Here is a 12,120-nt window from a genome sequence, read left to right as displayed (position 1 = left end):
GCCCGTGATCTGATCGCGGGCATGGCGGACTTGGCGTTTCTGGCGGAAACAGCCGACCGCGGCGGTCCGCAGGCGATCGACGCGATCATGCGCGCCGCTGCCGTCGTGGTGAGCGGGAAGGACGAGGTCCGCGACGCCGACGCCATGTCCCGCCTGTGCACAGCGGCGAACCGCCTGTTGCCGGACTCGACCGACCCGTACTACCCGTACCTGCTGGAATGCGCGCTCGCTTTCGAAGGCGTCGCGTACTGGGCCGATGATCTGGCCTGGGCGGTCGCGGGCGAGGAGTACTGCATCCCCTGCCCGTCGTGCCGGACCGAACTGGTGATCTACGACGGCACCTGCACCGATGAGACCGGCGCGTCCCGTCCGCTCGTCCCCGCCGATTCCGCACGACTCACCGGCATCGGCCGCAGGCTCCACGACACCGCCACCGGCCACGGCCGGGACAACGTGGCGCAGGCGTTCCTGCGGCTCTTCGGTCAGGCGACCTGCCCGGCGTGCGAGGCGGATTTCACGATCGCGGAGCGGGTCCTGTGACGGGCTGGTCGCAGGAGGACCTCGACGAACTCTGGGGCGACGTGCTCGACGGCGGCGCCGACGAGGAGAGCATCGCCGCGCTCCCCCTCCTCGCGGACATGGCCGACGACCCCGAACTCGCCGAACAGGCCGTCGCGATCGCCGGCGCGATCATGGCCTCCGCCGGCACCCGCGACGACCACCTGGCGGCCACCTTCCTGACCGCGGCGAACCGGCTCCTGCCCACGACCGACGACTACTACGCCAACCTGCTGGCCGCCCAACTGACGTTCGAGGGAACCGGCTTCTCACCCCGGCAAGCCGCAGCACTCGACCTGCGCACGTGCGAAATCCCGTGCCCCGCCTGCCACACGAGCATCACCCTGCTGTTCGACCTCAGCCTCGCCAAGGCGTCGTTCGTCGACGAAATCGGCGACACGAGCCAGCTCAAGCCGCAGGATCCGGCAACCCTGACCGGCATCGGCCTCAGGCTGTACGACACCGCCGCCGAACACGGCCAGGAACACGTCCAACTAGCGGTAACCCACCTGTTCGGTCAGGCGACGTGTCCGCTGTGCGCGGCCGGGTTCACCGTCGCCGACCGGCTCCTTTGAGTGAGCAGGCCCCGCGCCCACCGCGCCACGACGTGCGGCGGTGGTTCGACCGGGCCGCCGAGGTGCGCCACCACGGTCAGGTCGGCGCCGCCGGGTTCCTCCACCGCCATCGCCCACCCGTGGCGCTCGGTCCAGAGCAGCGCCACCAGGCAGCCGGGATGGCTGGGCAGGCTGCCTTCCACGGCTATGTACACCCGCAGCGGTTTGTCCCTGTCCACGCAGGACGACTCACCGCTCAAGCCGAGTTCCCGCGTCACCCGCAGCGCGTAGTCGAGCACATGCGTCTTCACGTCGTCACCGTCCTCCGTCCACCGGGGCAACAACGCCGACTGCTTGACGCACGGCGCGGTTACCCCGTTTCGCGGAGTCCGAACCTCAGTCGTTCTTCACGTACGTGCCGTGCAGTTCGACCGGCTTCGAACGTTTCGCGCGCATCCGCAGGTTCAGGAACTCCACGAACACCGAGAACGCGATCGGCCCGTACACGTATCCACCCACGCCAGTGACGCGAGCAGGATCAGCCGCGTGACCAGGGCCAGGGAGAGGCCCACGACCTGGGCCCGGCGCCGCTGCTCCTCCGGCAGGCGCCCGGCCAGGATCGAGGTCGTGGGCCGGAAATCCCTACTCGCCGCCGAAGTCGCCGAAGTCCTCGAACGCGTCGTCCATCATCTCGCCGACCACCATGCCGCCCACGACACCGGCGGCACCGGCCGCGACGACCGTGCCCATGCCCATGCCGCCGCGGCCGTGGTGACCACCGTGGCCGCCGTGATGTCCGTGCTGGTCGTAGCCGGACATGGCGCCGCCGCGCTCCGCCACCTGAGCCAGCCATCCGTTGATGGACGTCGCCCAGTCGGCCGCCTGAGCGTCCTGATGCGCCAGTCGGAAGTGGCCGAACGCGTCACCGCCCGACGAGAACATCCCGCCGCGCTTGTCCGCCTCCAGGATCACCAACAGCTCGTGCGGTGACGCCACGAACGTCAGCTCCACCTGCTGGATCCGGCCCGCGAACTGGGCCGGAGGGAAGAACTCGATCTCCTGGTAGAAACCGAGCTCCTGCGGCACGCCGTGCAGCCGCCCCGCCTCGACGTCCGCGCTGCGGAACGAGAACCCGAGCTGCCCGAAGGCGTTGAGCACCGCGTCCTGCGAGGGCAGCGGGTGGACCAGCACGGGGTCGAGGTCGCCCTTGTCCGGCGCGCCCGCGATCACGAGCTCGGTCCGCACGCCCACGGTCATGCCGGGCAGCTGACCGCCGCCGACCGCCGTGATCGGGGTCTCCCACGGGATCGGCAGCTGGAACGGGATCGCGACCAGCTGGCCGGCGCCGACCCGGACGCCCTGCTGCACCACGACCCGGAGGAACTCGGAGACGCCGCCGTACTCGTGGTCACCGTGCTCGACCTCGACCCTGGTGACGAGCGACAGCACGACCTGGCCGATCTCGGCGTCCGCGCTGCCACCCTGGATGCGCACCTGCCCGGTGACGACCTGGCCGGGCGAGGCGTGCGGCGAGTCCAGCACGGTGTCGACCGACGGGCCACCGACGCCGAAGGCGCTGAGCATCCGCTTGAACATTGTTCGTTTCCTCCCTGGGAAACTCCGGTCAGCGGACGCCGACCGGACGCGTGTCGGTTTCGTCCTCGAAGTCGCCGATCAGCTCTTCGAGGAGGTCTTCAAGTGCAGCGATACCAACAGTTTCGCCGTCCTCGACCAGCGCGAGCTGGGAGCGCTCGGCCCGCATCGCCGTCACGGCCTGGGCCACCGGCATCGACGCGGGCAACCTCAGCACCGGGCCCATCAGCTCCCGCGCGGACGGGTTCTCACCACGGGCCGTGGCGCGCATGGCCTCGCGGATGTGCACCAACCCGACGTACCGACCGCGCAGGTCGGTGACCGGGAAGCGCGACCGTCCACACTGGAGGCTGCGTCGCTCGATCGCCCGCGCACTGGTGTGTTCGGTGACCGAAGACGTCTGCGCGATCGGCACCATCACCTCGCGCACGGTCGTGCGCTGGACCTGCAGCATCCTGGTCAGCAGCCGTTGCTGGGCCTCGGAGATCAGGCCGTGCTCGCCGGACTGCCGCAGCAGCAACCGCAGGTCGTCCGGCCGGTGTGCCTGCGCCAGCTCGTCCTGCGGCTCGACCTTCATCAGCCGCAGCAAGGCGTTCGTCGTCGAGTTCAGTCCACTGAGGAGCCAGCGGACCGAGCGGGCGAACGCGCGGAACGGCAGCGCGAGGATCAGCGCGGACCGCTCGGGGTTCGCGATGGCCCACGACTTCGGCGCCATCTCGCCCACGACCATGTGCAGGAACACCACCAGCACGAGGCTGATCGCGAACGCCACGCCGTAGGCGAACGCGTCCGGCAGGCCGGTCAGCCTGAGCGCCGGTTCCAGCAGGTCCGCGACGGCAGGCTTGGCCAGCGCGCCGAGACCCAGGGTGCACAGCGTGATGCCGAGCTGGGCACCCGCGAGCATCAGCGACAGCTCCCGGATGCCCGCCACGGCGGCGCGCGCAGCCCGGGACGTCTCGGCGGCCTGCTCCAGCCGGTGCCGCTTGGCCGCGATCAACGCGAACTCGGCGGCTACGAAGAAGCCGTTGAGCGCCAGCAGAACAACAGAGATCACGATGCTCATCGGGACAGCACCACCATGTCGGGGACGTTGCGCGCCACGGTGGTGACCACCAGTTTCACGCCGTCCATCTCGATCTCGTCGCCGGCCTCGGCCACGCGCCCCAACTGGTGCAGCACCAGGCCCGACACCGTGTCGTACGAGTCGTCGGCGGGCAGCTCCACGCCGGTGGCGTCCTCGACCTCGTCCAGCCGCATCCGGCCGGGCACGCGCCAGTCGTCGCCGACCTTCTCGATCATCTCGGAGACCAGGTCGTCCTCGTCGTGGATCTCGCCGACCAGCTCCTCTGCCAGGTCCTCCAGCGAGATCACGCCGGCGAACCCGCCGAACTCGTCGACCACGCAGGCGAGCTGACGGCGTTCGGTGCGAAGCCTTTCCAGCACCGCGGGCAACGGCAGCGTCGCCGGGACCACCAGCGCGGGCGAGGCGATCTTCTCGATGGCGACCGAGGAACGCTGTTCCGGCGTCAAGGTCAGCACCTCGGCGAGCCCGACCACACCGCGCAGGTCGTCGAGATCCTCACCGACGACGGGGAACCGCGAGTTCCCGGTGTCCAGCAACGAGACCACGTGTGCGGCCGGCTCGTCGAACCGCACTGTGTGGACGTTCACGCGCGGCGTCATCGCCTGCTCCGCGACCAGTTCGCGGAACCCGATGCCGTGCTCCAGCAGCCGGGTGAGTTCGGGATCTAGGTGACCCTGCTCCCCCGCGTCCTCGACGATCTGCTTGAGGTCCTCGGTCGTCGCGCCCTGCGGCAGTTCCTCGACGGGCTCGATGCCGAGCGCGCGCAGCAGCCGGTTGGCGGCGGCGTCGAACAGGCGGATCACCGGTCCGGCGATCTTGAGGTAGACCAGGGTCGACACGCTGAGCGCCAGCGCGAGCTGTTCGGGCCGGGCGATCGCCAGGTTCTTCGGCAGCAGCTCGCCGAGCACCATCTGCACGAAGGTCGCGAACGCCAGCGCGATCACCATGGAGCCCGGCACGCCCAGCCCCGCGCCGAGCAGCGGCTCGGCCACGTAACCGACGAGCAGCGCCGTGACCGTGATGCCGAACTGGGCACCGGACAGCATGAAGGAGAGCTTCTGAGTCACGCGGTACGCGCGGTCGGCGGCCTTGGACCCGGCCTCCGCCAGCTGCTGCAGGCGGCCGCGATCGACCGCCATGTACGCGAACTCCTGAGCAACGAAATAGCCCGTGGCAACGGTGAGCACCACGATGGCGATCAAGCCGGACGCGATCAACAAGACGCACCCGGCCACGTACTACAGCCGTCTATGTCGGCTTCATCAGGCATACTCCAACAGTAGCACGTAGCACTGTACGGTTTCCGAATGGGAGGTGCCCGATTTGTCCGACTCGCTGCTGAAGATCGGCGAGCTCGCCGCCCGCGCCGGCGTCAGCATCCGCACCGTCGACTACTACACGACCCTGGGCCTGATCAGCCCGGCTCAGCGCACCGCCAGCAACTACCGCCTCTACCGCTCGGACGACGTCGACCGCATCCACCTCGTACAACGCCTCGAAGTCCACGGTCTTCCCCTCGATGACATCGCGCGGGCGTTCGCCGCGGGCCCTGCCGACACGGCCGAGGTGCTCAGTCAGATCGACACGGACCTGCGCACGCTCCAGGAAGCCGCCGATACCGCGTCGCCCGAGATGCACGGCCTGCTGTCGGTGATCGCGGACCGCGTCCACTCGCTGATCACGATCGCCCTGCAGCTGCCACCCGATCTGCCGCTTTAGTCCTCGAAAATTCGGGATCCGCCTACGGGGTTGTCCGTCCGGACTGTCCGCGCCAAGGTGAACGAGCCGCCTCCGCCGCGCCTTAAGTCCGGCAGGAAGTGAGCACTTCGAGATGGAGTTCCCGAACAATCCCACCACCGTCAGCCGCCGCTGCTTCATCGGCGGGTGTGCGGCGGCCGCGACCGTGATCACCGCCGGCACCGCGGCAGCCGCTCCGGACGCCCAGCCCGTGCCGTGCGGCAAGCTCCCGCCCGGCACGTTTCTCGCGAAGAAGGCGGACGTACCGCTCAACGGCGGTGTCGTCGTCTACTTCGACGACGAGACGTCCGTTGTCGTTGCGCAGCCGAAGAAGGGCACGTACACGGCGTTCGACGCCAAGTGCACGCATCAGGGCTGCATGTGCAGTGAGGTCGACCAGAACCTGATCATCTGCTGGTGCCACGACAGCCGGTTCAGCTCGGTGGACGGCAAGCGGAAGAGCGGGCCGGCGAAGAAGCCGTTGCCGCAGATCAAGACGAAGATCAAGGGAGAGGACGTCGTGGTGGCCTAGTGCCGCGACCGGCGACCTTCGCCGCGTCTTCAACGCTCAGCAGGGCGCCTCGCGGCACCGGCCCCACGTCCACAGCCATCCAGGATGAGGACGCGGGGCCGGCACCACGATGCACCCGTCTGAACGCCGAATACGGGGCAAAGGCAGCCAGTCGCGGCACTAGGCTCGGAGACCTCGAAGGTGAGGAGGCGCGCCGTGACACTTCGCAGCGAGCAGTGGTACGCGGGTCAGGACCGCAACGCCTACATCCACCGCGCCTGGATGCGCCGCGGCGCTCCCTCCGACGCCTTCGCCAGACCGCAGATCGCGATCGCCAACACCGCCTCCGACCTCACGCCGTGCAACGCGCACCTGAACGAGGTCGCGGCGTCGGTGTCGAACGGCGTGCACGAGGCGGGCGGCGTGCCCCTCAACCTGCCCGTGGTGTCGCTGGGCGAGACCAACGTCCGCCCCACCGCGATGCTGTGGCGCAACATGGCCGCGATGGCCACCGAGGAGATGCTGCGCGCCAACCCGGTCGACGGCGTGGTGCTGCTCGGCGGTTGTGACAAGACGATTCCGGCGCTGCTGATGGCCGCCGCGTCCGTCGACATCCCGGCGGTCGTGGTGCCCGGCGGCCCGATGCTGACCGGCACGTTCCGCGGTGTGCCGCTCGGGTGCGGTACCGACGTGTGGCGATTGTCCGAGGAGGTGCGCGCGGGCACGTTGTCGCAGGAGGCGTTCATGCGCTCCGAGTCCGCGATGATCCGCAGCCGCGGCCACTGCAACACCATGGGCACCGCGTCGACGATGGCGCTGGTGGCGGAGGCGCTCGGCACCGTCGTGCCTGGTGTGGCGGGCACTCCGGCGCCGGACAGCAGGCTGCTGGAGGCCTCGCACGGGACGGGACGGCTGATCGTCGAGCTGATCGAGAAGGACCGGCGGCCCAGCACGTTCCTGACGAAAGCCAACTTCCACAACGCCATCGTCGCGCTGGCCGCGATCGGCGGGTCGACGAACGCCGTGGTGCACCTGCTCGCCATCGCCGGTCGCCTGGGCGTCGACCTGACCCTGGACGACTTCGACCGGATCGGCTCCGGGGTGCCGTTGCTCGTGGATCTGCAGCCCGCGGGCCGGTTCCTGATGGAGGACTTCCACCGCGCGGGCGGGCTTCTGGCCGTGCTGCGGGAAGTCCGTGATCTGCTCGACCCGAAGGCGTTGAGCGTCACCGGGAATCCCCTCGTCGACTACCTGGACGACGCGCCGATCTGGGACGCCGAGGTGATCCGCAGCCGTGCCGAGCCGATCATCGCGGAGGGCGGGATCGCGGTGCTGCGCGGCAACCTGGCGCCGGCGGGTGCGCTGATCAAACCGGCCGCCGCGTCACCGAACCTGTTGCAGCACCGCGGGAAAGCCGTGGTGTTCGACAGCATCGAGGACTTCCACGCCCGCGTCGACGACCCGGACCTCGACGTCGACGCGGACAGCGTGCTGGTGCTGCGCGGCTGCGGGCCGCGCGGGTATCCCGGCATGCCCGAGGTGTCGAACATGCCGTTGCCCAAGAAGTTGCTGGAACAGGGCGTGCGCGACATGGTCCGGATCTGCGACGGACGCATGAGCGGCACCGCGTACGGCACGGTCGTGCTGCACGTGGCACCGGAAGCGGCCGCAGGCGGGCCGCTCGGCCTGGTCCGCACCGGCGACGTCATCGTGCTGGACGTGGAGAACCGGCGGATCGACGTGGAGGCACCGGACTTCCTCGACCGCTCCCCCAGTCGTGCGATGACCGAGGCGTTCGCGGCACCGAAACGCGGCTGGGAGCGCCTCTACATCGACCACGTGCTGGGCGCCGACACCGGAGCCGACCTGGACTTCCTGGCCGGCTCCAGCGGCAGCGAGGTCAGCCGCGAGTCACACTGAGCCGACCAGCACTGACCTGACCGGCACCGAGCCGGTCGACGACCTGTGCCTCGTACAACGACTCGGGTACCAGCGGGCCGGTCTTGATCTCGATGCTGCCCCACGGTCCGGGGAAGTACGGCTGCGAACGCCGCGTGCCCTCGTTGGACACGGCGTAGTTCTGCGCGGTCGGCGGCTTCTGGACGACGATTTCCTTGTTGTAGTCCCAGATCACCGAGTGCGCGGCGCCCCAGCCGTGCGAGGTGCCGTAGTCGCCGCGGTTGATCAGCTTGGCCTGGTTGCCGCCGCTGACCTCGCGGATGTTGTCGAACAGCAGGCCCTGGCTCCACCGCCGATGCGCCTCGGCGTCGCCACCGTCCACAGTGGCCCGATGCCACACCACGCCCGCCACGGAGTTCGCGCCGTTGCTGACGAACGCGTGCCGCGCCTTGGCCGCGTGCAGGCCGGTGAACAGGACGAGGTGTGAGTTCTCGTTCGCGGCGAAGTTGTACATGCGGCCACCGGTGCGGATCGCGACCGGGTCCGTGGCCTGCGCGTCTTTCACGGTGATGCGCACGGACCGTTCGGTGACCACGCCCGCGTAACCGAAGTAGCGGGTCTTGACCGAGCGCACCCAGCTGTTGTCCGCGCCGAACACGCCGATGGCGTTCCACGCGTGGTTCTCGTCCTCGCCGCCCTTGGTCTCGACGTCGACCCGCAGGCTCTCGACGCCGGACTCGGTGACGAGGTTGCGCGCGGTCACCGGCGCGACCGTGGAGATCGTCAGCGAGCGGTCGAGGTGGTTGTAGATCGGCGCGTCGAACGTGAGCCTGCGCCCGTCGATCGCCTTGATCCTGCGGACCCAGTGCAGGTCCATCGATCCGGGCGTCCACTTGGCGTCCTTCACCACGCCGCCACCGCCGACCGCGTCGATCCACTTCTGCGACGACGGGTGCTTGACCACCACCTCCTGGCCGATCTTGAAAGCGGCGGCGTTCGCGACCTCCAGGCTCAGCGACCCGACCTGCACGAACGGCGTGGTCACCTCAGTCGTGGCCCCGGTCGTCCACGGCGTCTTCGCGTCGCTGCCGAGCACCACCACCGTGCGCTGGTGTGGCGAATCGCCGCGGCCGAACAACGTTGTGGCGTCACCGGATCCGCGCAGCACCACGCCGCTGTGCCTGATCCGCACGGTGCCGCGGATCTCGTACCGGCCGGCGGCGAGCTTCACCGCACCGCGATGCCCGTTCGCGTCGGGGGTGCGGGCACCGGCCTGGTCGAGTGCTTTCTGGAGGTGCGCGGTGTTGTCGCCGGACACCGGGCTGATCGTGACGACGTCCGGCACGGTCGGCAGCGGCTTCTCGCCGTACTGGTAGCCGGCGTAGCTGAAGTCCGGCACGCGGTTGCGCGCCGAGTCGGAGGCGTACTTGAGACGTCCGCTGGTGTCGTACGAGACGTGCGCGGACGACCACTGGCCTGGTTGGTGCGCGGGTGGGTACTTGCCGCAGAACTCCTGCCAGCACGCGGGCGCCGCCTGCGCCACCGGTGTCAAACCGCTGAGAAGAGCCAGCGTGGCAAGGATTTTCACCATTCGAGACACTTGCACTGCTCCTGCCGCGTCAACGGGAAAGGCGGCAGATGGCGCAAGGGTAGCGGCTCAGGGCGGCCAGGGGACCGGGCACCGATATTTCGCCAGGACCCCGCGTCCAGAACAGCCGGCTCAGGCGTGCGAGTGCTCGTGCTCCTCCAGATGACCGGCGTCGTGCACGTGGGTGTGCGAATACGTTTCGCCGCCGTGCGCGTGTGTGTGCTCGTGCTCGACGTGGTCGTGCGCATGTGCCCCGTGCGGATGCGTATGGGTCGTCTCGCCGTGGCTGTGTTCGTGACTGTGCACGTCGTTGCTCATGCGCCGGATGCTTGCACGTCTCTGACCAGCGCGCAGTGGTGCAAGGTCTTGCTTACTACAACCTTCTTGCCGTTAGCCGCACCCGGCAACCCGGTCAGACTTTCAGCACCGCTTCCACGATGACGTTGTTGCGGTAGCTGCCCGCGACCCGGTCGAAGTCGCCGCCGCACGTCACCAGCCGCAGTTCGGACCGCGGCGTCGGCGCGTAGACGGCGGCGGTCGGGAACGCGGTCTTCTCCGTCGAGTAGGTGTGGTTCACCACGAACGTGAGCTTGCTGCCGTCCTCACGCTCCACCAGCACCTCGGCGCCGGGCTGCAGTTCCGGCAACCGGAAGAACACCCCGGGGCCGGTCTTCGAGTCGACATGGCCCGCGATCACCGCCGGCCCGGAGTCCCCCGGCGCGACGCCCTTGGCATACCAGCCGGCCTTGTCCGCGCGGGTCGGCGGTTCCAGCACGCCGGCGCCGTCCACCTTCAGCGCTTCGAGGGTGGTGTCGACACCGATCGACGGGATGAGCACGGTCACCGGTTCCGGCACGTTCTCAGCACCGGGATCCTTGACGATGTAGATCAGCGCGACCACGATCACCGCGCCCATCAGGAGCTTGCCCTTGCTCATCAGCCGAACCGGAACAGCCTGCCGCGCACCGAGAACATCGCGACGCCCACGATGAGCGCGATGACCAGCGCGGTGAGCCAGTCCCAGCCTCCCGCCATGCCGCCGAACCCGGTCTCCTGCCCGCCGCCGGGCACGACCTCGGCACCCTTGGCGTCGGTGCGCAGCTCGATCCGCCGCGCGCTCACCAGCAGCGAGTAGACCCCGCCCGGTTCCAGCGTGACGTCGAGCGTCGTGGAGTCCTTGCCGCGCGGGAGCACCTGCAGCGGGTCCTTGCCGGGCAGCATCACCGAGTAGCCGGTCGTCGAGTTCGCCCGCACGTTGCGGTGCACGAACACGCTGCCGCGCAGGAGGTCCATCTCGGCGTCACCGGCGTTGATCACCCGCAGCCGCGCCTGCCCGTTCGGCGGCAGGCTGACGTCGTCCTCGAGCACCTTCATCGAGGACGCGATGTCGATGACCGTGTACGCCTTCCCGACGCCCGCCTGCACGAGCACGGACCGCAGCACCGGTGAGCCCGCATCGGCCCCCGCCGAGCGGAACTCGACGCTGTGCTCGCCCGGCTCGACCCGCCGGTAGTCGTAGAGGTCGGCGTAGTCGAGGGTGCCGAGCTTGACCCCGTCGAGGGTGACGTCGACACGTGCCTGGTCCATCGAGAAGTGCCCGAGACGGACGTACGTGCCCGTCGCGGCGTGCGCGGGTACGGCGGAAAGCAGCAGCAACAGCACTACAGCGAGCACTCGCACGCGGACCTCCCCTCATCGGACTCGACAACGATAACGCGCCTGATCAGCATCCAGTGAGGTCCGGCCGTCCGCCGGGGTGCGTGACGGTGGCCCCGGACGCCTTCACCGCCAGCCGAGCCGCGTCCGCCGGGCTGTCTCCACGCGTGAGAGCGAAGGTCAGCGCCGCCACGAACGCGTCACCGCCTCCGGTCGTGTCGACGACCTCGACGTCTCCCAGCGGCACCACGAGCTCACCGTCGTCCCAGACGAACACGTTTCCGACACCGTCCACGGCGAACGCCACGAGTCCGGGGCCGTGGGCCATCACGTCTCGCGCCGCGGCCACCGCCTCCTCCGCGCCGGCGATCTTCCGTCCGGCCAGCAGCTCGGCTTCCTGGTGATCCGCGCGCACGACGTCCGCACACGCCAGCAGTTCGGCTCGCAGCCGTTCCGGTGCCCCGTCCAGCACCACACGGCCGTGCGCCGCTCGGGCTGCCTTGAGTGCGACCTCAGGCGGTTGCTGCAGTTGCACCACCACGGCTGCCGCACGCGCGATGAGGTCGACCGGCACATCCTCCTCACGCAGCAGCACGCCGTCCGGAAGGTCTTCCAGATAGCGCCACCCGTCGGCCACGACGTCCACGATCAGGCCGGTCGCGCAGTCCGGCCGCCGGACCACGGCACCGGTGCCGATCCCGTCCGCGGCAGCCCGCGCGATCAGCCGACCGCCGACGTCGTCGTCCCCCACCACGCCCACGAGCTGAACCGCCGCGCCCAGCTGCGCGAGGCCCACCGAGATGTTCGCCCCCTTGCCGCCGAGCATCTCGCGCCGTTCCCGCACCGGCGCCGTGCCACCGGGACCCGGCACCTCGTCGACGACGAGCACCAGGTCCCGCGCGATCTGTCCCACCACGACGATCTCGTCCACGCCGGTGGG

The 12,120-nt window shown here is 69.5% G+C and carries 15 protein-coding genes; 5 read left to right on the top strand and 10 right to left on the bottom strand.

Annotated features, from left to right (window positions below):
- Window positions 1–21 precede the first annotated feature (21 nt).
- Window positions 22–540: a hypothetical protein gene (locus ACWGE0_RS29130; RefSeq protein ID WP_452264086.1), complete on the top strand. Its 519-nt coding sequence runs from the start codon at window positions 22–24 to the stop codon at window positions 538–540.
- On the top strand, window positions 537–1,133 hold the full coding sequence (locus ACWGE0_RS29125; RefSeq protein WP_452264085.1) for a hypothetical protein: 597 nt from the start codon (window positions 537–539) through the stop codon (window positions 1,131–1,133). Before ACWGE0_RS29130 ends, ACWGE0_RS29125 begins: the two co-directional genes overlap by 4 nt.
- Here the strand turns inward: ACWGE0_RS29125 and ACWGE0_RS29120 are convergent.
- From ACWGE0_RS29120 to ACWGE0_RS29100, 5 genes are all read right to left on the bottom strand, one after another.
- Window positions 1,076–1,423 (bottom strand): DUF6292 family protein, encoded by a 348-nt coding sequence (locus ACWGE0_RS29120; RefSeq protein WP_452264084.1) that lies wholly within the window; start codon window positions 1,421–1,423, stop codon window positions 1,076–1,078. The two genes, ACWGE0_RS29125 and ACWGE0_RS29120, sit on opposite strands and share 58 nt — an antisense overlap.
- 85 nt (window positions 1,424–1,508) lie before the next feature.
- Window positions 1,509–1,631, bottom strand: coding sequence for a hypothetical protein (locus ACWGE0_RS29115; protein WP_452264083.1), 123 nt, complete (start codon window positions 1,629–1,631; stop codon window positions 1,509–1,511).
- A 123-nt stretch (window positions 1,632–1,754) separates the two neighbouring features.
- On the bottom strand, window positions 1,755–2,708 hold the full coding sequence (locus ACWGE0_RS29110) for a sporulation protein (protein WP_452264082.1): 954 nt from the start codon (window positions 2,706–2,708) through the stop codon (window positions 1,755–1,757).
- Between the two features lie 28 nt (window positions 2,709–2,736).
- Window positions 2,737–3,768: a hemolysin family protein gene (locus ACWGE0_RS29105; protein ID WP_452264081.1), complete on the bottom strand. Its 1,032-nt coding sequence runs from the start codon at window positions 3,766–3,768 to the stop codon at window positions 2,737–2,739.
- Window positions 3,765–5,006: a hemolysin family protein gene (locus ACWGE0_RS29100; protein ID WP_452264080.1), complete on the bottom strand. Its 1,242-nt coding sequence runs from the start codon at window positions 5,004–5,006 to the stop codon at window positions 3,765–3,767. Before ACWGE0_RS29100 ends, ACWGE0_RS29105 begins: the two co-directional genes overlap by 4 nt.
- Window positions 5,007–5,103: 97 nt before the next feature.
- Between ACWGE0_RS29100 and ACWGE0_RS29095 the strand changes: the two genes are divergently transcribed.
- From ACWGE0_RS29095 to ACWGE0_RS29085, 3 genes are all read left to right on the top strand, one after another.
- Window positions 5,104–5,508 carry a helix-turn-helix domain-containing protein gene (locus ACWGE0_RS29095; RefSeq protein WP_452264079.1) on the top strand — a complete coding sequence of 135 codons (405 nt, stop codon included), beginning with the start codon at window positions 5,104–5,106 and terminating at the stop codon, window positions 5,506–5,508.
- Window positions 5,509–5,620: 112 nt separating this feature from the next.
- A complete protein-coding gene (locus ACWGE0_RS29090; protein ID WP_452264078.1) occupies window positions 5,621–6,058 on the top strand; it encodes a Rieske (2Fe-2S) protein in 438 nt (145 codons plus the stop codon).
- A 195-nt stretch (window positions 6,059–6,253) separates the two neighbouring features.
- On the top strand, window positions 6,254–7,957 hold the full coding sequence (locus ACWGE0_RS29085; RefSeq protein ID WP_452264077.1) for a dihydroxy-acid dehydratase: 1,704 nt from the start codon (window positions 6,254–6,256) through the stop codon (window positions 7,955–7,957).
- Here the strand turns inward: ACWGE0_RS29085 and ACWGE0_RS29080 are convergent.
- From ACWGE0_RS29080 to ACWGE0_RS29060, 5 genes are all read right to left on the bottom strand, one after another.
- Window positions 7,938–9,527, bottom strand: a complete 1,590-nt coding sequence (locus ACWGE0_RS29080; RefSeq protein ID WP_452264076.1) for a hypothetical protein — start codon at window positions 9,525–9,527, stop codon at window positions 7,938–7,940. The genes ACWGE0_RS29085 and ACWGE0_RS29080 overlap by 20 nt on opposite strands.
- Window positions 9,528–9,656: 129 nt before the next feature.
- Entirely contained in the window at window positions 9,657–9,842 is a 186-nt protein-coding gene (locus ACWGE0_RS29075) for a zinc transporter Slc39a7 (protein ID WP_452264075.1), read from the bottom strand.
- Between the two features lie 94 nt (window positions 9,843–9,936).
- Complete coding sequence (locus ACWGE0_RS29070) at window positions 9,937–10,461, bottom strand: class F sortase (RefSeq protein ID WP_452264074.1); 525 nt, start codon at window positions 10,459–10,461, stop codon at window positions 9,937–9,939.
- A complete protein-coding gene (locus ACWGE0_RS29065) occupies window positions 10,461–11,204 on the bottom strand; it encodes a DUF4397 domain-containing protein (protein WP_452264073.1) in 744 nt (247 codons plus the stop codon). Before ACWGE0_RS29065 ends, ACWGE0_RS29070 begins: the two co-directional genes overlap by 1 nt.
- A gap of 43 nt (window positions 11,205–11,247) precedes the next feature.
- On the bottom strand, window positions 11,248–12,111 hold the full coding sequence (locus ACWGE0_RS29060) for a PfkB family carbohydrate kinase (RefSeq protein ID WP_452264072.1): 864 nt from the start codon (window positions 12,109–12,111) through the stop codon (window positions 11,248–11,250).
- Between the last annotated feature and the right edge of the window lie 9 nt (window positions 12,112–12,120).

The organism is Lentzea sp. NPDC054927, from assembly GCF_053610285.1.
The sequence above is the reverse complement of the archived record's forward strand: the minus strand, read 5'-3'. Positions and strand labels throughout refer to the sequence as shown.

Excerpts from the sequence above, each read along its gene's own strand:
- ACWGE0_RS29130 (WP_452264086.1), top strand. The coding sequence starts at position 22 with ATGGCGGACTTGGCGTTTCTGGCGGAAACAGCCGACCGCGGCGGTCCG.
- ACWGE0_RS29110 (WP_452264082.1), bottom strand. The coding sequence starts at position 2,708 with ATGTTCAAGCGGATGCTCAGCGCCTTCGGCGTCGGTGGCCCGTCGGTC.
- ACWGE0_RS29105 (WP_452264081.1), bottom strand. The coding sequence starts at position 3,768 with ATGAGCATCGTGATCTCTGTTGTTCTGCTGGCGCTCAACGGCTTCTTC.
- ACWGE0_RS29090 (WP_452264078.1), top strand. The coding sequence starts at position 5,621 with ATGGAGTTCCCGAACAATCCCACCACCGTCAGCCGCCGCTGCTTCATC.
- ACWGE0_RS29080 (WP_452264076.1), bottom strand. The coding sequence starts at position 9,527 with ATGGTGAAAATCCTTGCCACGCTGGCTCTTCTCAGCGGTTTGACACCG.
- ACWGE0_RS29075 (WP_452264075.1), bottom strand. The coding sequence starts at position 9,842 with ATGAGCAACGACGTGCACAGTCACGAACACAGCCACGGCGAGACGACC.
- ACWGE0_RS29070 (WP_452264074.1), bottom strand. The coding sequence starts at position 10,461 with ATGAGCAAGGGCAAGCTCCTGATGGGCGCGGTGATCGTGGTCGCGCTG.